The sequence below is a fragment of the Methylophaga sulfidovorans genome (genome assembly GCF_900114205.1).
Lineage (GTDB): Bacteria > Pseudomonadota > Gammaproteobacteria > Nitrosococcales > Methylophagaceae > Methylophaga > Methylophaga sulfidovorans.
Genome location: NZ_FOSH01000006.1, coordinates 116,232 through 138,867 on the forward strand (window position 1 = coordinate 116,232; position 22,636 = coordinate 138,867).

A 22,636-nucleotide genomic window follows, 5' to 3' on the forward strand; every position below is an offset into this window, starting at 1 on the left:
TTATTTCTCTGTTGTGCTGGCCTGGTAATGCTGGTTTTGATCAAGCTGATATGCCGTAAAAATTTTGTATTGTTGATGCTGATTAAATTCTACAACAGCGAAGTTATCTTTGCGTGGTCCCATTTCCATTCCAGGCGTACCGACAGGCATTTGAGGGACGGCGATACCGGTAACATCGGGTTTTTGTGTGAGTAAACGCAGAATATCATTTGCCGGTACATGGCCTTCAATGACATAACCATCAACTACCGCGGTGTGACAAGAGTGCATAGCACTGGGTACGCCGAGCTTTTCTTTTACAGCATCCAGATTATGTGTCGGTTTATCGATAACATGAAAGCCATGATTTTCAAGATAAGTAATCCATTTGTGGCAGCATTGACACCCAGGATCACGGTAAACAGTGATATCAAGCGGTTTATCCAAATGGAGATCTGAGGCAGCCCACTCCGAGTCAGCAAACGCAGGCAAAGCGAGCAAACAAAAGAGAACAAAAAGGATATTTTTCATTTATAAATATTCAACATAGATTTCATTATCACGACTATTTTTTTCAACGTGACTTAATGCGTTTATTACTGACTTCTCACTTGCCGGATCAGCATGCTCGGGTAAAAAATAATAATCACAGCCAGCGGCGGCGAGGTTCGGCAACTCAATGTGATTTTTTAAGTCAGGATTGAGCCAGACGCTAGCTTTCTCTGTTTGTATTTCCGGAGCGGCTTCTAATAAGCCCTCACTGGTAAATATCAGAAAAATCATTGTGCCGATTCAATGTTAAGATATTTCTGCTCAGAGATTTCAGACCAGGCGGCATCTTTCTTACGAAATTTCTGATAGGCATCATATACCCTTTTAAATTTGGGGTTTTTAGCTGCTTCTTCCTCTAATGTCTCTTCAGACAACGTTTTTAGACGTTGTAAAACATCATCAGGGAACGGTGCAATGGTGATGTCATCTCGGTCTTTCAGAATTTGTAATGCTTCCGCATTCTTCTGTTCCATCTCAGACAGCATAGCCAGGTTTTCGGCCTGAGCAGCATTGGTGACGATCGCTTGTAAATCTGCAGGCAAGCTATTCCACGCCCGCTCATTGATGGTTAACTCTAAAACGGTGCCTGGCTCATGCCAGCCCGGATAATAATAATGTTGTGCAGCACGATAAAGTCCTAAACGTTCATCGTGGTATGGACCAATCCATTCAGTTGCATCAATCGTATTACGTTCAAGCGCACTATAAACTTCACTACCGGCTAATAAAACAGGGTTGCCACCGGCTTTAGCTAAGACTTTTCCGCCTAAGCCCGGAATACGCATTTTTAAGCCTTGCAGATCATCTACAGAATTGATTTCTTTATTAAACCAGCCGCCCATTTGAACGCCAGTGTTACCAAGAGGGAAGGGGATAACATGAAACGGTTTATAGATTTCACGCCATAATTCGAGACCGCCACCATCGTATAACCATGAATTCATGCCTAAAGCTGTCATACCAAAAGGTACGGTAGAAAAGAACTGTGCTTCAGGCACTTTACCGGCCCAGTAATAGGCACTGCCATGACCCATTTCCACTGTACCTTGTGATACGGCTTCAAACACTTGTAATGCCGGAATCAATTCACCGCCCGCATACACTTTGATATCCAGACGTCCGTTTGACATGGCCTTGATATTGGCGGCGAAACGTTCTGCGCCTTCTTGTAAAACAGGAAACCCTGGCGGCCATGTTGTGACCATCTTCCAGCGGTAAGTTTTATTGTTCGTTGTATTATCAGTGACTGACTGAGATTGATCACTTTGTCCACATGAGGTCAACATAAGGGCGACAAGACCCACAATGAATGAACGTGATAAACATGATGCCAACATAGATAAATATCCCTGATTAAAGTATGTCTAATTTAGCATAAGCAAGAACTAACCACTTACTTCCTGCATGCTTAAAGTTGACTTGTACTCGTGCATTTTTACCAGAACCTTCAGTATCAACAACGATACCAGGGCCAAATTTCTGGTGATGCACTTGTTGTCCGGTTTTGATTCCGGTTTCATTTAATCCCTGACTTTCTCTACCTCGAACGCCATTAATGCTTGGACTGACATGATTATTACGTGCGCGGACTTCTTCAGTACAGTCACTGGGTAATTCACTCAGAAAACGGGAAGGGCGTTGCATCAGTTCTTGACCGTAGAGAAAACGCGACTCGGTGAATAAAAGGTATAGGGTTTTTCTTGCGCGTGTCATCCCGACATAACAAAGGCGTCTTTCTTCAGCGAGTCGTACAGGATCATCACTGGATTTCTGTCCAGGGAACAGGCCTTCTTCCATACCCACCATAAAGACAATAGGAAACTCCAGGCCTTTAGCTGAATGAAGTGTCATTAATTGCACACAGTCTTCCCAGCGATCGGCCTGATTTTCGCCCGCTTCCAGTGCAGCGTGAGCAAGAAAAGCATCCAGATCGGACATGTCTTCAGCTTCTTCAGGCTTGTGAAACTGTTTGGTGGCGGAGATTAATTCATCAAGGTTATCAATGCGACCTTGTCCTTTTTCTGTTTTATCTTTTGCAAAGTGTGCTTTTAAACCACTTTCATCGATAACCAGTTGGGTGAGTTCGTTTAAGGACATGACGGTGTCTTGTTCCGGCGTCAACGAATCAATCAAGGTGATAAAACCAGCTAGCGCATTACCAGCTCGGGCAGCAAAGGCTTTAGCATCGAGCATTTCTATGGCGCTATGCCACATTGATATTCCGCGCTCACGGGCATATTGACGTAATTGCGTTAAAGTCGCAGCGCCAATCCCACGGGTGGGTGTATTCACGATTCGTTCGAAAGCCGCATCATCGAGACGGTTTGAGACAAGACGTAAATAAGAAAGAACATCTTTGATCTCAGCCCGTTCAAAAAAGCGTAAGCCACCATAGACACGATATGGCATTGCAGCTTGTAATAAGGCTTCCTCTATTACCCGTGATTGGGCATTGGAGCGATACAGTACGGCTGCATCACTTCGTTTGCCACCGTTATCCACCCATTTGCGGATTTGTTCTACAAGGTAAGAGGCTTCATCACGTTCGTTATAGGCGTTATAAATCTGGATAAGATCGCCGTCATCATCTTCGGTCCACAACTCTTTACCTAGTCGTTCACTATTATTAGCGATAACCGCATTAGCTGCTTTGAGGATATTGCCGGTGGAACGATAGTTTTGTTCCAGACGAATGGTGCTGGCACCTTGGTAGTCTTTATCAAACTGTTGGATATTTTCTATACGAGCGCCACGCCAGCCATAAATGGACTGGTCATCATCACCAACAATAAAAAGGTGTCCGCTATTACCGGCTAATAGTCGTAACCAGGCATATTGCAGAGTATTGGTATCCTGAAATTCGTCGACTAAAATTTGTTTAAAACGCTGCTGATACTGCGCCAAAATATCGGGACGTTTTAACCAGAGTTCGTGGCTTCTGAGTAATATTTCACCAAAATCAATAACACCAGCGCGCTGACAAGCTTGTTCATAGGCAGCATATATGGCCAGCATATTTTTTGAGTAAGGATCATGGCCTGCTTGAATATCTTTGGCTCTGAGACCTTCATCTTTTTGTGCGTTGATATACCACTGAGCCTGTTTTGGTGGCCATTGGGCTTCATCAAGTTCCATAGCGCGGATGATACGTTTTAACATCCGAAGTTGGTCATCACTATCGAGAATCTGGAAGTTCTGTGGTAGTTCTGCTTCTTTCCAGTGGGATCGGAGTAGTCGGTGAGCCAGACCATGAAATGTACCGACCCACATACCGCCAGGCGGGTAGCCCAGAATATCTTCGATACGACCACGCATTTCAGCGGCGGCTTTGTTGGTAAAGGTAACAGCAAGAATATTACCGGCTGAGAAACCTTCAGCTTGAATCAGCCAGGCGATACGATGAACTAATACACGTGTTTTACCACTACCGGCACCCGCTAATATTCTGGCGTGACCCAACGGAGCAGCAACCGCTTCACGTTGTGGTTTATTTAGGTCATTTAAAAGTTCAGAGACATCCATTTTGTGATCATATAGTTCAGGCATAAAGAAACCAGCGCATTAACAGATGTGACTGAATGTACTGGTCGAGAGTGTTCATGCATTATCAGCCAGGCGGGGGGCTGAATAGCAGGCATAACACAGGTTTAAAAAGCAAACTCCCTGCTAAAGCTAATTAGCAGGGAGTTCATTTTTTTTAAATATTGCTGTCTAAAAACGCAGCCAATTGTGATTTTGTTAAAGCACCCACTTTTGTTGCTTCAACTTCACCATCTTTAAATAGCATCAATGTTGGGATACCACGGATACCGTAACGTGGTGGAGTGTCCTGGTTTTCGTCAATATTCAGTTTGCAAACTTTCAACTTACCAGCATACTCGGCCGCGATTTCATCCAATACGGGGGCGATCATTTTGCACGGACCACACCATTCAGCCCAGTAATCGACCAAAACAGGCAGGTCAGACTGCAGTACTTGACTATCAAAGTCGCCATCGGTCACGTGGGTGACGTTTTCGCTCATGTTTTATCTCCAGTGGTATATAAAGTATCGTGGGTCTATACTCCCATACGATATAGCCTAACATTTTTTCCTATCATAAAAGGTAATGCAAGTATTCTATGAGTGCACATCTAACCGAGCAGGCCTTCTCATCCTTGCCACTCCACGCTTCACTTAAAGCCGGACTGGCGAACGCCGGATTCGAATTTTGTACACCGATTCAGGCATCTGCGCTGCCTCTATTATTATCGGGACGCGATGTAGCCGGACAAGCGCAAACAGGAACAGGTAAAACGATTGCTTTTTTACTCGCAACTTTCCAATGTTTGATTGATAAAGCACCTGCAGAAAATTGGGATGGGAAACAACCCCGGGCATTAATTTTGGCACCAACGCGGGAATTGGCTATCCAGATTGCCAAAGATGCAGAAAAACTGAATGTCGAATCAAAATTACGTATAGGCATCGCTCATGGCGGCAAAGATTATCAGCGCCAGCGAGATGCGATTACCGATGGACTGGATATTTTGATTGGTACGCCTGGACGTTTATTGGATTATCAGAAACAACATGTTTTTAGCCTGAAGTTTATTGATGTGGTTGTGCTTGACGAAGCAGATCGTATGTTTGACCTTGGCTTTATTAAAGATGTGCGCTATTTCCTGCGGAGAATTCCCAAACCTGAACAACGTCTGGGCATGTTGTTTTCAGCAACATTGAGTTACAAAGTCAGTGAATTAGCCTACGAACATATGAATAACCCGGAAAAGGTTCAGGTAGAGCCTGAAAAAATGATGGGGGATCGTATCGAAGAATGGGTGTATTACCCGGCTAATGATGAAAAAATTCCATTGCTTCTGGCATTGATTGCACGTTTAAAACCAGAACGCGGCATTATTTTTGTAAATACCAAGCATGTGGCGGAAGTCGTATGGGGTTATTTAGAAGGGAATGGTCACAAAGCCTCGTTACTGTCTGGCGATGTTCCACAAAAAAAACGTGAAAGTTTGTTGCAGCATTTTCAGGATGGGGAATTTCCTTTTCTTGTCGCCACCGACGTCGCTGCGCGGGGCTTGCATATTCCTGAAGTTAGTCATGTGTTTAACTATGACTTACCTCAGGATGTGGAAGACTATGTACACCGGACGGGAAGAACAGCGCGTGCAGGGGCCAGTGGTGTAGCTATTAGTTTAGCTTGTGAAGAATATGTATTTTCATTACCGGATATTGAAGCTTATATTAAACATAAATTACCATTGGCTTCGACGTCTGATGAGCAGTTAGAAACACCTAAACCGCGGGTAAAAAGAGAGAAAGAAGCGATACCACAGCAGAAAAGAAATGACGCGAGTAAGTCAACAAAGCCCAGGCGCAGGCGGAATAAGCCGAGAAAGGGCGTAAATTCACATGCAGATAAACAATAACAGACAAGCTAATTTCTACCCGCTGGTTCCAGCTGAATCACGCAATAGCTCGCGCTTACCTGTTACTTTCGATTCCGCTGTTGAATATTCCGCCACAGTTGTTGATAAAGAACAAGCTGATACGACGAATGTGGTTACGCCCGTCGCATCAACGCAAGACAGTCAGCAAGCTCAGTTTGTTCGACAGTTTATTGGCAGTGAGCGTGAGCAGTCTCCGTCTGAATCACAAGCTAATTTATTACCAAAATCAGTACAGCAGTATCTTTATATTAAGGATATTAATAACACCACCAAGCCATCAGGAGGGCAAATAGTGGATGAGATGGTTTAGTGTTATATGGTTAATTTGCTTTTTAACAGGATGTGCAACAAGCGGAAATAATGGTCAGTCCGATCCGGGTGTCACCCGACTGGCTAAGAGTGATATTGACGAGGTGATAGAAGTTCACCAGCAAGCTGTTATCGCTCAGCTCAAAAGATTGATGTTGAAGCTTTATAAACGTAATCCAAACCTGCGTCACGACAGAGATATCAGAACCATAAAAGAAAGTGTGGAGAGAACCTTCTCCAGACAGGTCGATTTTATCTACCCCGAGTGGGCCATCATCAGAAAACCAACCGACATTATCCGACTTGCGTTGGATGAACGTTTTCAGGGCGATCGTGTGCTGGCCTATATTATCGGTTTAAGAAAAATGTTGATGGCGTCTTACGATGATCACAGCGAATTTTTTTATCTGACTTCTATCGATCAGCAAAAACTATATAACAGTGCTCGCAACATTGAGATTGCTGCCTGGTTACTGGCAAAAAAACGTGACCGTGATGGTAATTTACTGATACTTAGCGACAGTCTTTCAGGTGAAATACGTAATTTAAGTTATCAGCGACTATTTGGAAAAATGATAGCGACTCAAGATAATCTTGCTCAAATCATGGCCCAAAAAAATGGTCGTATTATCAAGACCTTCGTGGTCAGGGCTGCCACACTGGTTTTTCTACCTATTTAGGTTTTGTATGCCCGGCAACACCAGCGGTTAATACAAAACGCATTGCTTGTTCCATGGTCATATCGACAGGTTTCAGCATACGTCTTGGGATGATGACCGGATAACCACCGATGTTGTAACTCATGGGTAAATAAACGAGCACACGTTCTTCATCACCTTGTGTGGGTAAAAGCTCAACACTATCCACTGTGATAAAACCAATCATTTCCATACCATTATCAAGTTTAACGGAAACAACCTGCTCAAATTCTGTTTCTCGCCCTGGCGTAAAGTAATGAAAGAAGTCATGCATGCTGCCATATATCGATTTGATAACCGGTAAGTGATAAAGCAAGCTTTCCGCCCATTTGAATAAGCGTTTAAAAACATAGAGTCGCATCATGATGCCGAGTGAAAAAATCAAGGCAATAGCGGCGAGAAACCCCATGCCCGGCCAATACATATAATCTGGCAGGATAAATTTGATCACATGACTTAGTGCCTGTTCAGTCGATGTTATAACCCAGTAAAGCAGATAGAGCGTAATGGTAATAGGCAGTATTGTGATAAGACCTGTCAGAAACTGACGGGTAAGAAATCGAAACATACACGGCTCCGTGGAGTAAGGTTAAGTCATCTAAAACAGACAGGTCTGTCAGAATTATTTTTCAATTAATGATGATCACGAACGCGTTGAGCTAATTTGGGAGTAGCAAAGGACCGACTTGCTGCCTGCTGCATAAACAGGTTTTTCAATAAACGACTTTTATTAACATGACGTAAACCAAATTGACGTAGCCATTTTACCGGCGTCAGAGAGTTGGTGAAGACACGCTTAAACATATCCATGCTCATTTGCATTAATAGATTATCTGCATGTCGTTGCCGTTGATATTTTTGTAATGTATGTAACTGACCAATGTCCCGGCCTTGTTGTGCTGCATTAATAATGACTTCAGCCAGGACTGCCGCATCCAACAGACCAATATTAACACCTTGTCCGGCCAGAGGATGAATTGTATGAGCGGCGTCACCCACAAGGACTAAGCCGGGTTTGATATAGGTTTCAGCATGGCGTAGCTGTAAAGGAAAAGCATTACGATGACTGATTTTGATGACTTTACCAAGGCGCTCTTCAAAAGCTGTATTAAGCTCGTTGATAAATTCATCATCAGACAGTGCTAATAAACGATCAGCATTATCAGTACTTAATGTCCAGACGATAGAGCATTGGTGACTATCGGCAAGGGGTAGAAAAGCAAGAGGACCTTCCGGTAAAAAGCGTTGCCATGCCGTCTGCTGGTGTGGGGATGTTGTGGTGACATTACACACCAAGCCTTTTTGTTGGTATGACCAGCCTTTAGTTTCAATATTGGCAAACTCTTTTATGGCGGAATGTGCGCCGTCAGCAGCAATGATCAGTTTTGTTTTTAGTGTGTGTTCATTGTCGAGATGCAGTTGCTGATTTTCAATAGCGACTGGTTTTGCTGGGGTAATCACATCAATATTGGGCTGCTGCTGACATAAAGAAAAACTGGTTTGTTGCAGTTGTCGGTTTTCGATAATGTGTCCGAGGTTAGCAGCCCCCATATCCGCACTATTAAAATGTAGTTCACTGTCGGCATTTTCCCAGACCTTCATATCAGAAAATGCCGATAACCGCGACTGCGGTAGCATTGACCAGGCATTAAGCGCTTTTAAAATGTTCTCACTGCCCTTGGTTAAGGCGCTCACCCGGATATCAAAAGGGGCCGCTTCAGCTAAAGGTTCAAATGTTTGTGCTTCAACCAGGGCAATATTAAAGGCACTGTGGCGTGATAATGCTAAGGCCAGACATGAACCGACCATTCCGCCGCCCACAATCGCAATGTCATATTCTTGTTTCATGTTAATGGAACACCTCTGGCTAATTTTGGCTGTGCCTGTGCCAATCCCATACTTTTTGTGGCAAGCCAGTGTTTCATCACTGGCATAGCATCAACAAATGTCAGGCCAGCACCACGTATATGTCCTAAGACTGGGATATCGTTACTGAATAATTTGACTAACTGATCGGTGGATTTGACCACTTGATCCTGATCTTGCTGGCGTTGGTCCTGATAATTTTTGAGAAGTTCAGCATCACCACTGTCTTTACTGTTAAACAGATGTTCTGCTAACACGGCAACATCACGCAGTCCGAGGTTAAACCCCTGTCCGGCAATTGGATGCAGGCTGTGAGCGGCATTACCAATAAAAACAATCCGTGGTTGTACAGGCATATCTGCTTGCATCAGAATTAAGGGATGACTGTTTCGCTGACCAACACGAGTGAAGCGACCAGCGCGATAGCCAAACTCTCTCTGTAACTGTTTCAGAAATTCCTGCTCTGACATGGCCAGCAGCGCTTTGTGCTCACCGCCCTTAACAGTCCATACCAGACTGCTTCGTTTGTCTGTCATTGGTAATAAGGCCATAGGACCAGAGGTCGTGAAACGTTCGTAAGCCCATCCTAGGTGAGGTTTATCGGTGGAGATATTGGCTGTGACCGCAACCTGATTGTAATCTTGTTCCCATGCACCTAGTTTTAAACAATGGCGGATGGTGGACTCCCGTCCATCAGCAGCAACAATCAGTTTTGCTGTGAGCGTGTCGTCATTATCTAAAGTTACCTGCACATGTTCGGTTTCTGCGACTACTGTGCTCACAGTTCTGGGACAAAATAATGTCAAATTATCAAGTTGTTGCAGTTGACGATTGAGAGCTTGACCTAAATATCTGGCCGTAATTACCTGTCCGAGAGCAGGTACGTTTTCCTGCTCAGCAGATAAGCGTGTTACGCCAAAGCGGCCGCGTTCAGAGACATGAATGTGCTGAATAGGACTGGCGTGCTGAGCAATCTGAGACCAGATACCCATGGTTTCAAATATGCGCTGTGAGCCATAACTGAGGGCGATACCACGATCATCGTAACTGGGTTGTGAGTCCGTCTTTAATGATTTAGCTTCTATAAGTCCAATTTTTAACTGACTATTTTTTAACGCGATAGCAAGGCTGGCTCCTGCCATGCCACCACCCACAATGAGCACATCAAACACGCTGTGATTCACGTTTCTATATTGCCTCTGCCATTAATGCTTCAATTTCATCAATTTCTTTGGGTGCGGCTTCAGTTAATACTTCGCAGCCGTCTTTTGTCACCAACACATCATCTTCAATACGGATACCAATGAAGTGCCATTTTTTATCAACATGGGCTTGATCTCGAATGTACAGACCAGGTTCAACTGTCAGTACCATGCCCGGTTCAAGTAGTCGCCATTCGCCACCCACTTTATAATCACCGACATCATGTACATCCATGCCTAACCAATGACCAGTGCGATGCATATAAAATTCTCGATAGGCACCATCTTCAATAAGTTGTGCGACATTACCTTTGAGGATACCGAGATCGACCAAGCCTTGTGTCAGCACTGCCACTGCCACTTCATGAGGCTGATTCCAGTGATTGCCAGGTTTAACAGCGGCAATGGCCGCTTTTTGTGCATCTAATACTACTTGGTAGATAGCTGCCTGAGCGGAACTAAATTTGCCATTGACAGGGAATGTGCGAGTAATGTCGCCTGCGTAACATTCAAACTCAGCCCCTGCGTCTATTAACAGTAAGTCATTATTTTTCAGTTTGGCGTTATTTTCAATGTAGTGAAGAATACAACCATTTTCACCACCACCAACGATTGATGGATAAGCAGGAGAGCGGCAGCCATTTTTCATAAACTCATGAATAATCTCGGCCTCGACTTCATATTCCCATTTGCCTGGTTTAGTAAATTGCATTGCACGAATATGCGCCTGAACCGAGGCTTTTGCTGCCTGTTTCATGGCTTTGATTTCTTGTCGACTTTTGAACAGGCGCAGCTCATTGAGGCAATGCTCTAGTTCAATAATCTCTGTCGGCGAATGCTTACCTGAGCGTGAAGCCTGTCGCAGATGATTCAGCCATGACACCATATGTTGATCAAAGCTAGGTTGGTTACCCATGGTGTAATAGACTTTTTCTTTGTCTTCTAACAAGCCCGGTAAAATATCATCGAGATCACTGATAGGGTAGGAGTCGTCTGCACCAAAGTTACTTATTGCGCCATCCTGACCAGCACGATAACCATCCCAGATTTCCTTATCCAGATCTCGTTCACGGCAAAACAAGATATATTCGCCATGCTCACGGCCAGGAATCAGTACAAGCACCGATTCAGGTTCATCGAAGCCTGTAAGGTAATGAAAATTACTGTCACTGCGATAAGGATAGTCAACGTCACGATTACGGTTGGCGACAGGAGCATTAGGCAGCACAGCTACTGTGTCTGGCCCCATGATATCCATAAGGTATTGACGGCGTTTAGCGAATTCTTTCTTTTGCATTAGTGTTCAATAGCTTCGTCTGTAGGATCGGCGGGTTGTAACTCGCCATATAATAAAAAGAGTCCCATGCGGATGTATTCAACTAACTCTTCAAAGTTAGCACGTTCTTCTTCCGTATCTTCTACATTATCAAAATTGACCTGACTGATTTTGATGACATCGGTCACGTATTCCTGACAATCATCTGATAATTCTGTCTCATTGGTCATCCCTGATGTACCCAGGCCATAGACCAGTCCCTGACACCAATCGGCCATCGCAGATAAGCGCGAGACGATCGGCGCATTATCATCTGGCAGTTCCATCTGAAAATCGAAGTCGAGACTATTTAAAGATTGAATCGTATCATCGAATAAATGCGTTAAATCTTGTTTTTCTTCTTCGGCCGGCGAAAAATCATCAAACAACTGTACATACCAGTTTTTTCGATCAGCTAAAGCATCCATACACAGCAAACCACACAATGCGCCCTGGAGTTCTGCCAGGCTTGCTGGGCCATCACCTGTCTGATTATCGGGAGATAAGGATGGAAAATAGAGTTGTGACATAAAGTTAAAACCTGAATAATGACTAAAAAGATATCTTGTTCAATGTTATGCATTGGAACACAAATTGTTCCTATTATGACAGTTGTTGACCGAGTCGGCAGCGCACGTCTATAGTTAGGCTTTATTCTCGCACAGCGAAAGAACTCATATTAATGGATAAAAACGCGATACAACAATTGGAACAACAAGTGGATGAGCTACTTCGTACCAGTCGTCGATTGCGGGAAGAAAACATGTTGTTACGCTCGCAGCAAACGGCATGGCTTTCAGAACGTACGCAACTGATCGAAAAAACTGATGTTGCTCGAAGCCGAATTGAGAAAATGGTTAGTCGTTTGAGAGAATTGGATAGCGAATTATGAGTTCACCGGTAACTGTCACCATTCTGGGTAAGGAATATCAAATTGCCTGTCCGGAAGACCAAAAAGAAGCGCTGATTGCTTCTGCAAAAATGGTTCATGACAATATGGAAAAAATCCGTCAGACCGGAAAAGTGGTAGGCGTTGATCGTATTGCTGTCATGGCAGCATTAAATTTAGCGCATGAGTTGCTTATTTTTAAACATGACGAAGGTCATGATATGGAAAAAGTTAATAACAAAATTCTGCAGTTGAAAGAGCGTGTTAGCGCTTTTCTGGAAGAAGATAGACAGCTCGAGCTCTGAAAAAACTTGAGCTAAGCCAACTGATTTTGCGTATCATAAGTTATGTCCCTGCGGTGCTCGATAGCGACAAGTGTGTCTTGAGCCGATAAGCAAATGCTTAAGGAAACTGAAAATTAGAAGTTGAAAAACAAGCCCGCTTGACGGGAAGTTTGCCATCTTCATGAAGTTTCCCTCTTGAATCTCATGGTTCAAGAACCCCCGTCGCACCGACACTGTGGGGCTCAATTTCCCCTTCATCCTCACCTGATCCTAATCATAAAAAGAAGCCGATCTCATTGGTGGGGATGTTTTTAGTATCCGTTTGTACGCCACGAACAATATTCACTAAGCCGCTTTTTTCGGCTTTTTTTTTATGGCAGTTCCGTCTTTACGAATAGTTGTGATATGTTGCTGGAAAACATAATAACTATATCTAGAGAGGAATATTACTGATGTCATTGTTCGATAACCTAGTCGCCCGGCTATCCAAGAAACATATCATCGCCAAACCTGGGTTTAATCGCTGGTTAATTGCGCCAGCTTCTGTTGCAATCCATTTGTGTATCGGTTCAGTTTATGCCTGGAGTATTTTTAATCCTGCGTTAACAAAACAGTTTGGTGTGGTAGCAAGTGCCGCTGAGGACTGGAGTTTTTCCTCCGTGGTATGGATCTTCTCAACGGCCATTGTTTTCTTGGGATTAGCTGCTGCCATTGGTGGTAAATGGTTGGAAGAAGTCGGCCCAAGAGCTACCGGATTTCTTGCTGCCTGCTTATGGGGTGGTGGTTTTCTTGTCGGTAGTATCGGTATTGCCACACACGAACTTTGGCTTATCTATTTAGGTTATGGTGCTATTGGTGGCTGCGGATTGGGGCTGGCTTATGTCACACCGGTGAGTACTTTGATTAGGTGGTTCCCTGACCGACGAGGTATGGCAACGGGGATTGCTATTATGGGATTCGGCGGGGGTGCGATGATAGGGGCGCCACTGATAACTTATCTTTTAAGCTTGTATTATCAAATGCCGGAGTATTTAGGCAAAGTCACCGACGTTAACCTGATAACTGAGGCAGGAAGACGGTATGCAGAAGTGGCTGGACAGCAAGTTGAAGTAGTTATTGCTTCTGCAGCAGATATGTTAAAAACCCCTGTTCCCGGACCTGAAGGGGTTTATGTTGTTGGTACTGGTGATACAGGCGCAACCAGCGTATTTATTACTCTGGGCATTGTTTACTTCATCGTGATGACAATCGCAGCATTCAGTTTCCGTGTACCAGCAAAAGACTGGAAACCTAGTAACTGGACACCTCCGACCAAGAATGAGTCTGCAAAGAATCGTCTTATTACCGATAATCATGTTCATATAGATCAAGCTTTAAAAACGCCTCAGTTTTATCAGCTATGGATCGTATTATGCTTTAACGTGACTGCGGGGATCGGCGTAATTGGTGTAGCAAAAACGATGATTACCGATATTTTTAGCCCAAGTTTACCCAGTATTGTAGATGCCAGTTTTGCTGCCACCTATGTCTTAATGATTAGTGTTTTTAATATGTCAGGACGTTTTTTGTGGTCAACAGCTTCTGACTATATTGGGCGTAAGAATACCTACCATTGCTTCTTTATTTTAGGCGCTATGCTATATCTATCCATTCCTTTTATCGCCACACAAGCAAGCGTAAGCCCGAGTGTGATGGCATTAGTGATGTTTTATGCCGTGACCATGATCATATTCACAATGTATGGCGGTGGCTTTGCGACCATTCCTGCTTATCTGGCCGATATTTTTGGGACCATGCATGTCGGCGGTATCCATGGAAGACTATTAACTGCTTGGAGTACTGCAGGTATTTTAGGGCCTTATGTCATCACGCATTTACGTGAACATTCACTAAATAAAGTTCTGCATGACTTAGCTGCCAAAGTTGACCCAGCAGCTTTTCTACAAAAGTTTGGGGCGAGTATTGATCATCTGGATCAACTTATTGCTGCAAAAACGGTGTCGATTTCACAGTTAATGGAGATTGCGCCTGCTGGCACCTTGGATCCAACCCCTAGTTTATATAACTCAACCATGTTCGCTATGGCAGGATTATTGATTGTGGCATTTCTGGCGAATTTATCTATTCGTCCAGTGAAAGATAAACATCATGTTCACAATACGCATCCAGAATTAGCGCAAGAGCATAAATAGTGTTGAGTGATTTCAGAATAACTAAAGCCTGCTTTTGCAGGCTTTAGTTTTTAGAGTAGGGCATACTCAGTTTGATTACATATTGTCCCGAAGCTTTTGCATGACTGAATGGGTATCAGGTCTGACTTTTCGCCATAGATAAAAAGCTTCAGCTGCCTGTTCGACCAGCATGCCCAAGCCATCTACTGTTTTGCTGACATTCTGTTTTTTTGCCCATTCAATGAAAGCCGTGTCAGTATCGGCATACATCATGTCGTAACAACAGGATTGATTAGTAAAAATGCTGGTGGGTAAATCTGGGATTTCGCCATGTAAGCTTGCTGCTGTGGCATTAATGATCACATCAAAATGGCCGTCTACATCTGTGAGCCCACCGCCTTGTACCTCACCTAAATCAGAAAATAGTTCAGCCAGATTATTAGCTTTGCTGGCCGTTCTGTTGGCAATAAAAAGCTCAGCGGGCTGATATGCCATTAACGGGGAAATGACCCCTCGAGCTGCACCACCCGCACCTATCAATAAAATCCGTTTATCTTTTAATACAATGTCATGATTTTCCAGGTCACGGCATAAGCCAATACCATCGGTATTGTCACCAGACATCGTACCGTCTTGTTCAAAAATTAAGGTATTAATCGCACCGGCTCGACGAGCACGATCCGATAAGTTATCTGCCAGTTCCCATGCTTGTTCTTTAAAAGGAACGGTAATGTTAATGCCTTTTAACTTGAGGACATCTCGAAGCTGTTGAAGGCTCGAAGCCAAGGCATCAAGCGGCACTTCGATGGCGGTGTATTCAATATCCTGCTGACACTGCCTAGCAAATTCAGCATGAATAAAGGGCGATTTACTATGTTTAATCGGGTGGCCAATAACGGCATATTTATCAGTCATAAAATACAGCTAAACGTTTCTTAAATTTAGATTCCAGCTTTGAGCTGCTGAGCAACATCCTTGGCAAAGTAGGTTAGAATGCCATCGGCACCAGCGCGTTTGAAGGCAAGAAGACTTTCCATAACCACTGATTCAGCTAACCAACCATTTTCGATAGCAGCTTTTAGCATAGCGTACTCACCACTGACCTGGTAAGCATAGGTCGGTTTTTTGAAAGTGTTTTTTATACGATATAAAACATCAAGATAGGGCATACCAGGTTTTACCATCACCATATCAGCCCCTTCCTGAATATCTAATGCCACCTCGTGCAGAGCTTCATCTGTATTTGCCGGATCCATCTGGTAAGTAAACTTGTTACCGCTACCCAAGTTACCTGCGGTGCCTAAGGCATCACGAAATGGTCCATAAAAGCTGGAAGCATATTTGGCTGAGTAAGCCATGATGCGAGTATGAATATGACTATTAAATTCCAGTGCGTCGCGAATGGCGCCGATTCTGCCATCCATCATATCTGAAGGGGCGACAATTTGAGCGCCGGCTTCGGCATGCGATAAAGCTTGTTTAATCAACACATCAACGGTCTGATCGTTGACGATGTATCCATTGTCATCGAGTAAACCGTCTTGACCATGAGTAGTGAAAGGATCTAAAGCTACATCGGTCATAATGCCTAACTCAGGAAATTCTTGTCGTAATGCACGAACGGCTTGTTGAATAAGACCGTCGGGATTATAGGCTTCACGCGCATCTTCTGTTTTTTTCTCAACAGGCGTTACAGGGAATAAGGCCATCACTGGTACACCAAGTCTATGAATGGTTTCAGCTTCTTTTAGAAGTAGGTCGATACTTAATCGTTCTACACCAGGCATAGAGCTTACCTGCTGACGATGATCTGAGCCTTCAAGCACAAAACAGGGGTAGATTAAATCATTCACAGTCAGCACATTTTCACGCATTAGACGTCGCGAAAAGTTATCTTTACGCATTCTTCTTGGACGTTGGTTGGGGAAACCACTATTGATTATTGATTGTGTCATGGCTGACCTCATTGATTACACATTAAACAGTTCAATATACCCAAGCATCGCTAATGTCACCAGTGATTTTCTAATGTGTCTTGCATGAGTTTGTGTACAGCGTTTTTTTGTTATATTTTCGCTAGAAGTGATTAAGCACAAAAAAAGTAAGGTGATGTGATGGTAATCGATGTTGGCATCGTACAGATGAATTCGTCTGAAAGTTACGAGGATAATTTGGCTTTTTCCGAGCAGATGGTTGCGGAAGCGGCTGAACGGAAGCTTAATCTTTTAGCCTTTCCTGAAACTTTTCTCTATGTTGGTAATGATCATTCAGCCAAGCATGGTGTTGCTGAGAAACTGGAAACGGATATCCTGCCTCGCTTTAGTCAGCTTGCCAAACAGAGCAATTGTGCCTTGTTACTAGGCAGTGTCTATGAGACTACTGATGAAAATAGTGGGCGTTTATTCAATACATCTATCTTCATTGACCGTGATGGTAAAGAAAAAGCTCGCTATCGAAAAATTCATATGTGCGATGCTGTTCCACTTGGTTATCTGGAATCTGCCGGTATAAAGCCGGGTAGTGAAACCGTTGTATTAGATCATGAGCTGGGTCGACTTGGTTTTAGTATTTGTTATGACTTACGTTTTCCGGATCTGTTCAGATCTCTCTCGGATAAAGGCGCTGAGATTATTTTTGTTCCAGCGGCATTTTTCCTCCATACCGGTAAACATCATTGGCTACCACTGTTGATTGCACGTGCTATTGAAAATCAGGTCTATATCGTTGCGCCAAATCAGTGGGGTAAACATTATGGAGATCGAATTTCATATGGCAGCAGTGTAATTATTGATCCTTGGGGAAGTATCCTCTGTTGCGCACCAGAAAGAGTCGGTTTAACTTTGAGCCGAATTGATATTGATTATTTACGTCAGGTTCGGTCAAACATGCCGCTACACACTCATCGCAGACCCGAACTTTATGTATAAATGGTGCTGTTCTCTTCAACAAATTGAAACAGTTACCACAAGCGCTACACCATAATCGTTTTTAGCGTGGACTCGACCGGCTGTTTTGCGATAAAATTGCAAAGATTTTGTCTGGGGAGAACGTCATGTTTGCCCCATTATTTTTATCTGGTGGAGGTTTCCCTTGCGAACGAGTGCGTTACTTGCTCTTGAAGACGGCACGGTTTATCACGGCGAATCGATTGGAGCCATTGGCCAGTCAGTCGGTGAAGTTGTTTTTAACACGTCTATGACTGGCTATCAGGAAATCCTGACCGATCCTTCTTATTGTCGACAAATAGTCACATTAACCTATCCTCATATCGGAAACACCGGTGTTAATGACGAGGATGAAGAATCTGACAATGTTTACGCAAGTGGACTGATTATCCGAGAACTTTCTCCTGTGGTAAGCAGCTGGAGAAGTGAACAAGCATTGGATGCTTATCTGGTCAAACATAATATCGTTGGTCTGGCTGGTATTGATACCCGCTCATTAACACGTTTGATTCGTGAAAAAGGGGCCATGAAAGGATGTATCGTCGCCGGTGATGATATTGATGTTGAGGCGGCTATCGTCGCTGCAAAAGGGTTTCAGGGCTTAAAAGGACTGGACCTTGCTAAAGAAGTCAGCACAAAAGAACCTTATGTTTGGGATGAGGCCTGCTGGCATATTGACGGACAGTCAAAAGCAGCTGAACCGAAATATCATGTGGTTGCTTACGACTATGGTGCCAAAAAGAATATTCTCAGAATGCTGGTGGAACGTGGTTGTAAACTTACCGTTGTGCCAGCACAAACTCCGGTTGAAGAAGTATTAGCACTTAATCCGGATGGTGTATTTCTTTCGAATGGTCCTGGCGATCCTGAACCCTGTGACTATGCAATTAGCGCTATCCAAACTTTGCTGGAAAAAAATATCCCAACCTTTGGTATTTGCCTTGGTCATCAATTGTTAGGTCTCGCTTGTGGTGCAAAAACAGTAAAAATGAAGTTTGGTCACCACGGTGCTAATCATCCGGTGCAGGAACTGCTGGCGGGATTGGTTATGATTACCAGTCAGAACCATGGCTTTGCCGTTGATGAAGAAACTCTGCCGGACACATTAAATGCAACGCATAGATCTTTATTCGATGGGACTTTGCAAGGCATTCACCATGTCAGCAAGCCAGCATTTAGTTTCCAGGGGCATCCGGAAGCAAGTCCTGGTCCGCAAGACGCAGCTCCACTTTTTGATCACTTCATCGATCTACTTGAACAAGCAACGGGTAAATAACACACGATGGCTAAACGTACTGATATTCAAAGTATTCTGATTCTGGGTGCAGGGCCGATTGTTATCGGCCAGGCCTGTGAATTCGATTATTCTGGGGCACAAGCGTGTAAAGCGCTCCGAGAAGAAGGTTATCGTGTCATTTTGGTCAATTCCAATCCCGCCACGATAATGACTGATCCTAATATGGCTGATGCTACTTACATTGAGCCTGTCACCTGGCAAGCTGTTAGTAAAGTCATTGAAGTAGAACGTCCAGATGCCATTTTGCCCACCATGGGCGGACAGACGGCTCTGAACTGTGCACTGGATCTTGAAAAACACGGCATTCTAGAACAATTTGGTGTCGAAATGATCGGTGCCGACAGTGAAGCCATCAACAAAGCTGAAGACCGTGATTTATTCCGTGAAGCCATGCGCAAAATCGGTCTGGATATGCCGCAGTCTGATATTGCTCACACGTTAGATGAAGCATTAAACGTTCAAGAAAAATTTGGTTTCCCGGTGATTATTCGTCCATCTTTCACGATGGGTGGCAGTGGTGGTGGTATCGCCTACAATAAACAAGATTTTATTGAAATCTGTCAGCGTGGTTTATACCTCAGCCCAACGTCTGAATTACTTATTGAAGAGTCAATCATTGGCTGGAAAGAGTATGAAATGGAAGTGGTGCGTGATCGTAAAGATAACGCCATCATTATCTGTTCTATTGAAAACCTGGATCCGATGGGGGTACATACAGGTGACTCTATTACAGTTGCACCAGCCCAAACTCTGACAGATAAAGAATACCAAATCATGCGTAATGCCTCTCTGGCAGTATTGCGTGAAATAGGTGTTGATACAGGTGGTTCAAACGTACAGTTTGCTGTTAATCCTGAAACAGGACGACTGATCATCATTGAGATGAATCCGCGGGTATCACGTTCTTCTGCTCTGGCTTCTAAAGCAACTGGTTTTCCTATCGCGAAAGTCGCAGCAAAGCTGGCGGTGGGTTATACGCTGGACGAATTACAAAACGAAATTACCGGTAATGCGACACCTGCTTCGTTTGAACCAACAATCGATTACGTGGTGACAAAAGTCCCGCGGTTTACCTTTGAAAAATTCCCACAGGCTGATAATCGTCTAAGTACGCAGATGAAGTCTGTTGGTGAGGTAATGGCGATTGGGCGTAATTTCCAGGAATCATTACAAAAGGCTTTACGTGGCCTGGAAATAGATCGTGATGGCCTGACAGAAGTTATTGAACTGAATGAAGAAAATACTGCAGAGACATTACGTCGTGAGTTGAGTTTACCTGGTTCGGATCGTTTATGGTTCGTAGCAGACGCCTTCCGTTATGGTTTCAGTTTTGATGAAATTCAAAAACTGACTCATATCGACCCATGGTTCCTGATTCAAATCGAAGAGTTGGTGACAATAGAAAATCAACTCAAAGAACGCTCGCTCAATGATATTGACCAGCAAGAAATGTATGCCTTAAAACGTAAAGGTTTCTCTGATTCACGTCTGGCGAAGCTGTTACAGAAAACAGAAAAACAGATCCGAGAATATCGTCAGGCGATGCAAGTACGTCCCGTTTATAAGCGAGTGGATACCTGTGGTGCTGAGTTTGCTACTGGTACGGCGTATATGTATTCAACTTACGATATGGAATGTGAAGCCAACCCGAGTGATCGTGACAAGATTATGATTCTGGGTGGTGGTCCTAACCGTATCGGTCAGGGTATTGAGTTTGACTACTGCTGTGTTCATGCGGCATTGGCTTTACGTGAAGATGGTTACGAAACCATTATGGTTAACTGTAACCCTGAAACGGTTTCAACCGATTACGACACCTCAGATCGTTTGTATTTCGAATCATTAACACTGGAAGATGTCTTAGAAATCGTCGAACTGGAAAAACCGAAAGGGGTCATCGTACAGTTTGGTGGTCAAACACCATTGAAACTGGCGCGTGCACTAGAAGCTGCCGGTGTGCCTATTATTGGTACCTCACCAGATGCCATTGATCATGCTGAAGACCGCGAGCGATTCCAGCAAATGGTTGAAAAACTGAATTTGTTACAACCACCTAATAGACTGGCACATTCTGTTGACACCGCTGTATCACTTGCTTCAGAGATCGGTTACCCACTAGTGGTACGTCCGTCGTATGTTCTTGGTGGGCGCGCGATGGAAATCGTTTATAACGAAGATGAATTACAACGTTATATGCTCAATGCGGTGAAAGTATCGAATGAGTCACCAGTATTATTAGACCGTTTCCTTGACGATGCTATTGAAGTGGATGTGGATGCCATCTGTGATGGTAAAGATGTACTGATTGGTGGCATTATGGAACACATTGAACAGGCTGGCGTTCACTCTGGTGACTCTGCCTGTGCCTTACCGCCATATAGTTTAAGCCAGGCGACACAAGATCAGTTGCGTGAACAAGTACGTCAAATGGCGCTGGAACTGGGTGTAAAAGGTTTAATGAATACACAGTTTGCCATCAAGGGTGAGCAAATCTACATTCTTGAAGTCAATCCACGCGCGTCCCGTACTGTGCCTTATGTGTCGAAATCCATTGGTGTACCTTTAGCCAAGATTGCTGCGAGAGCCATGGCGGGTCGTTCACTAGTGGACCAGGAAGTAACGAAAGAGGTCATTCCTTCTTATTACTCTGTTAAAGAAGCTGTATTCCCATTTATTAAATTCCAGGGTGTCGATCCTATTCTTGGCCCGGAAATGAAATCGACAGGTGAAGTCATGGGGGTTGGCAGAACATTTGGTGAAGCTTTTGCAAAATCACAGTTAGCAGCATCAGTTGTGCTGCCTACTGGAGGTAAGGCCTTTATCAGTGTGCGTGAGGCTGATAAGGTAGCTGTTATACAAATTGCGAAAGACCTGTCTTCACTCGGTTTTGCATTACTTGCTACGCGAGGCACACAGCGTGTATTAGAAGAAGCTGGTGTGAGTTGTGAGCCTGTAAACAAAGTCGCGGAAGGTCAACCTCATATTGTCGATATGATTAAAAATGATGAAATTAACTTGATTGTGAACACGACTGAAGGTCGTCAATCTGTTGCCGATTCAAGAGAAATTCGTCGTGCAGCACTACAGCATCAAGTCAACTATACGACAACATTGGCAGCTGCTAGAGCCACTGTTCAAGCATTAAATAGCGAAGATATTGGCTCAGTAAACAGGCTGCAATCTTTGCATGGAGAGTTAAATTAATGGCTGTACCTATTACTTCACGTGGTGCTGAAGCACTTAAAGAAGAATTAAAACACCTTAAAATGGTTGCCAGGCCTGAAGTTGTTGCGGCTATTTCAGAAGCCCGCGCACATGGTGATTTAAAAGAAAATGCGGAGTACCACGCAGCAAAAGAGCAGCAAAGCTTCATTGAAGGGCGTATTCAGGAGTTGGAGTCTGTCCTATCTAATGCTCAGATTATCGATCCCGCGACGTTACCCAAAGAAGGGCGCGTGGTGTTCGGTGTCTCAGTCACGCTGTTAAATATTGATACTGATCAGGAAGTGCAGTATCAAATCGTCGGTGACTATGAATCTGATATTAAATTAAATCGTATTTCTGTATCTTCGCCTATTGCTCGTGCACTCATTGGTAAAGAAATTGATGATGTTGCAACCGTGCAAGCGCCTGGTGGTAATATCGAATATGAAATTATTGATATAGGTTACGAGGCGTAGG

General features: G+C 43.9%; 22 protein-coding genes and 1 other RNA gene. 11 read left to right on the plus strand and 12 right to left on the minus strand.

Annotated elements, in window-relative coordinates:
• From BM232_RS06665 to trxA, 5 genes are all read right to left on the minus strand, one after another.
• On the minus strand, positions 1-510 hold the full coding sequence (locus BM232_RS06665; RefSeq protein WP_091712643.1) for a DUF411 domain-containing protein: 510 nt from the start codon (positions 508-510) through the stop codon (positions 1-3).
• Positions 511-762, minus strand: coding sequence for a hypothetical protein (locus BM232_RS06670; RefSeq protein WP_091712646.1), 252 nt, complete (start codon positions 760-762; stop codon positions 511-513).
• Positions 759-1,868 carry a TRAP transporter substrate-binding protein gene (locus BM232_RS06675; RefSeq protein WP_091712649.1) on the minus strand — a complete coding sequence of 370 codons (1,110 nt, stop codon included), beginning with the start codon at positions 1,866-1,868 and terminating at the stop codon, positions 759-761. Before BM232_RS06675 ends, BM232_RS06670 begins: the two co-directional genes overlap by 4 nt.
• A 16-nt stretch (positions 1,869-1,884) precedes the next feature.
• Positions 1,885-4,053, minus strand: coding sequence for a DNA helicase II (gene uvrD / locus BM232_RS06680; protein ID WP_091712852.1), 2,169 nt, complete (start codon positions 4,051-4,053; stop codon positions 1,885-1,887).
• 175 nt (positions 4,054-4,228) lie between these two features.
• On the minus strand, positions 4,229-4,555 hold the full coding sequence (gene trxA / locus BM232_RS06685) for a thioredoxin TrxA (protein ID WP_091712651.1): 327 nt from the start codon (positions 4,553-4,555) through the stop codon (positions 4,229-4,231).
• A gap of 98 nt (positions 4,556-4,653) precedes the next feature.
• On the opposite strand from trxA, the gene rhlB reads away from it, so the two are divergent.
• Genes rhlB through BM232_RS06700 form a run of 3 tightly spaced genes read left to right on the plus strand, consistent with a single transcriptional unit; the run spans position 4,654 to position 6,968 of the window.
• A complete protein-coding gene (gene rhlB, locus BM232_RS06690; protein ID WP_091712653.1) occupies positions 4,654-5,958 on the plus strand; it encodes an ATP-dependent RNA helicase RhlB in 1,305 nt (434 codons plus the stop codon).
• Entirely contained in the window at positions 5,942-6,289 is a 348-nt protein-coding gene (locus BM232_RS06695) for a hypothetical protein (protein WP_091712656.1), read from the plus strand. The genes rhlB and BM232_RS06695 overlap by 17 nt, the downstream gene beginning before the upstream one ends.
• On the plus strand, positions 6,276-6,968 hold the full coding sequence (locus BM232_RS06700; RefSeq protein ID WP_091712658.1) for a hypothetical protein: 693 nt from the start codon (positions 6,276-6,278) through the stop codon (positions 6,966-6,968). The genes BM232_RS06695 and BM232_RS06700 overlap by 14 nt, the downstream gene beginning before the upstream one ends.
• On the opposite strand, the gene BM232_RS06705 is transcribed toward BM232_RS06700, so the two are convergent.
• The 5 genes from BM232_RS06705 to BM232_RS06725 all read right to left on the minus strand — a co-directional run bounded on the left by BM232_RS06705 (position 6,961) and on the right by BM232_RS06725 (position 11,899).
• Positions 6,961-7,554, minus strand: coding sequence for a DUF502 domain-containing protein (locus BM232_RS06705; protein ID WP_091712661.1), 594 nt, complete (start codon positions 7,552-7,554; stop codon positions 6,961-6,963). The two genes, BM232_RS06700 and BM232_RS06705, sit on opposite strands and share 8 nt — an antisense overlap.
• Positions 7,555-7,619: 65 nt before the next feature.
• Positions 7,620-8,834 (minus strand): UbiH/UbiF/VisC/COQ6 family ubiquinone biosynthesis hydroxylase, encoded by a 1,215-nt coding sequence (locus tag BM232_RS06710; protein WP_091712664.1) that lies wholly within the window; start codon positions 8,832-8,834, stop codon positions 7,620-7,622.
• A complete protein-coding gene (ubiH, locus tag BM232_RS06715; RefSeq protein ID WP_091712666.1) occupies positions 8,831-10,036 on the minus strand; it encodes a 2-octaprenyl-6-methoxyphenyl hydroxylase in 1,206 nt (401 codons plus the stop codon). The genes BM232_RS06710 and ubiH overlap by 4 nt, the downstream gene beginning before the upstream one ends.
• Positions 10,037-10,040: 4 nt before the next feature.
• Entirely contained in the window at positions 10,041-11,351 is a 1,311-nt protein-coding gene (pepP, locus tag BM232_RS06720; protein ID WP_091712668.1) for a Xaa-Pro aminopeptidase, read from the minus strand.
• Positions 11,351-11,899, minus strand: coding sequence for a UPF0149 family protein (locus tag BM232_RS06725; protein ID WP_091712672.1), 549 nt, complete (start codon positions 11,897-11,899; stop codon positions 11,351-11,353). Before BM232_RS06725 ends, pepP begins: the two co-directional genes overlap by 1 nt.
• 152 nt (positions 11,900-12,051) lie before the next feature.
• Between BM232_RS06725 and BM232_RS06730 the strand changes: the two genes are divergently transcribed.
• The 4 genes from BM232_RS06730 to BM232_RS06745 all read left to right on the plus strand — a co-directional run bounded on the left by BM232_RS06730 (position 12,052) and on the right by BM232_RS06745 (position 14,734).
• Positions 12,052-12,261 carry a TIGR02449 family protein gene (locus BM232_RS06730; protein ID WP_007146613.1) on the plus strand — a complete coding sequence of 70 codons (210 nt, stop codon included), beginning with the start codon at positions 12,052-12,054 and terminating at the stop codon, positions 12,259-12,261.
• On the plus strand, positions 12,258-12,563 hold the full coding sequence (locus tag BM232_RS06735) for a cell division protein ZapA (protein WP_091712675.1): 306 nt from the start codon (positions 12,258-12,260) through the stop codon (positions 12,561-12,563). The genes BM232_RS06730 and BM232_RS06735 overlap by 4 nt, the downstream gene beginning before the upstream one ends.
• 42 nt (positions 12,564-12,605) lie before the next feature.
• A non-coding RNA gene (gene ssrS / locus BM232_RS06740) (6S RNA) lies at positions 12,606-12,788 on the plus strand.
• 206 nt (positions 12,789-12,994) lie between these two features.
• On the plus strand, positions 12,995-14,734 hold the full coding sequence (locus BM232_RS06745) for an OFA family MFS transporter (RefSeq protein WP_091712678.1): 1,740 nt from the start codon (positions 12,995-12,997) through the stop codon (positions 14,732-14,734).
• 75 nt (positions 14,735-14,809) lie between these two features.
• On the opposite strand, the gene aroE is transcribed toward BM232_RS06745, so the two are convergent.
• Together aroE and hemB are read right to left on the minus strand one after the other, a co-directional pair.
• A complete protein-coding gene (aroE, locus tag BM232_RS06750) occupies positions 14,810-15,628 on the minus strand; it encodes a shikimate dehydrogenase (protein ID WP_091712680.1) in 819 nt (272 codons plus the stop codon).
• Between the two features lie 26 nt (positions 15,629-15,654).
• Entirely contained in the window at positions 15,655-16,668 is a 1,014-nt protein-coding gene (gene hemB / locus BM232_RS06755; RefSeq protein ID WP_091712682.1) for a porphobilinogen synthase, read from the minus strand.
• 159 nt (positions 16,669-16,827) lie between these two features.
• Here hemB and BM232_RS06760 point away from each other — a divergent pair, with 159 nt between their 5' ends.
• The 4 genes from BM232_RS06760 (at position 16,828) to greA (ending at position 22,635) form a co-directional block, all read left to right on the plus strand.
• Positions 16,828-17,640 carry a carbon-nitrogen hydrolase family protein gene (locus tag BM232_RS06760; RefSeq protein WP_091712684.1) on the plus strand — a complete coding sequence of 271 codons (813 nt, stop codon included), beginning with the start codon at positions 16,828-16,830 and terminating at the stop codon, positions 17,638-17,640.
• 163 nt (positions 17,641-17,803) lie between these two features.
• Positions 17,804-18,934, plus strand: coding sequence for a glutamine-hydrolyzing carbamoyl-phosphate synthase small subunit (carA, locus tag BM232_RS06765; protein ID WP_091712686.1), 1,131 nt, complete (start codon positions 17,804-17,806; stop codon positions 18,932-18,934).
• Between the two features lie 6 nt (positions 18,935-18,940).
• A complete protein-coding gene (gene carB, locus BM232_RS06770) occupies positions 18,941-22,159 on the plus strand; it encodes a carbamoyl-phosphate synthase large subunit (RefSeq protein WP_091712689.1) in 3,219 nt (1,072 codons plus the stop codon).
• Positions 22,159-22,635 (plus strand): transcription elongation factor GreA, encoded by a 477-nt coding sequence (gene greA, locus BM232_RS06775; RefSeq protein WP_091712691.1) that lies wholly within the window; start codon positions 22,159-22,161, stop codon positions 22,633-22,635. Before carB ends, greA begins: the two co-directional genes overlap by 1 nt.
• Position 22,636: the final 1 nt, after the last annotated feature.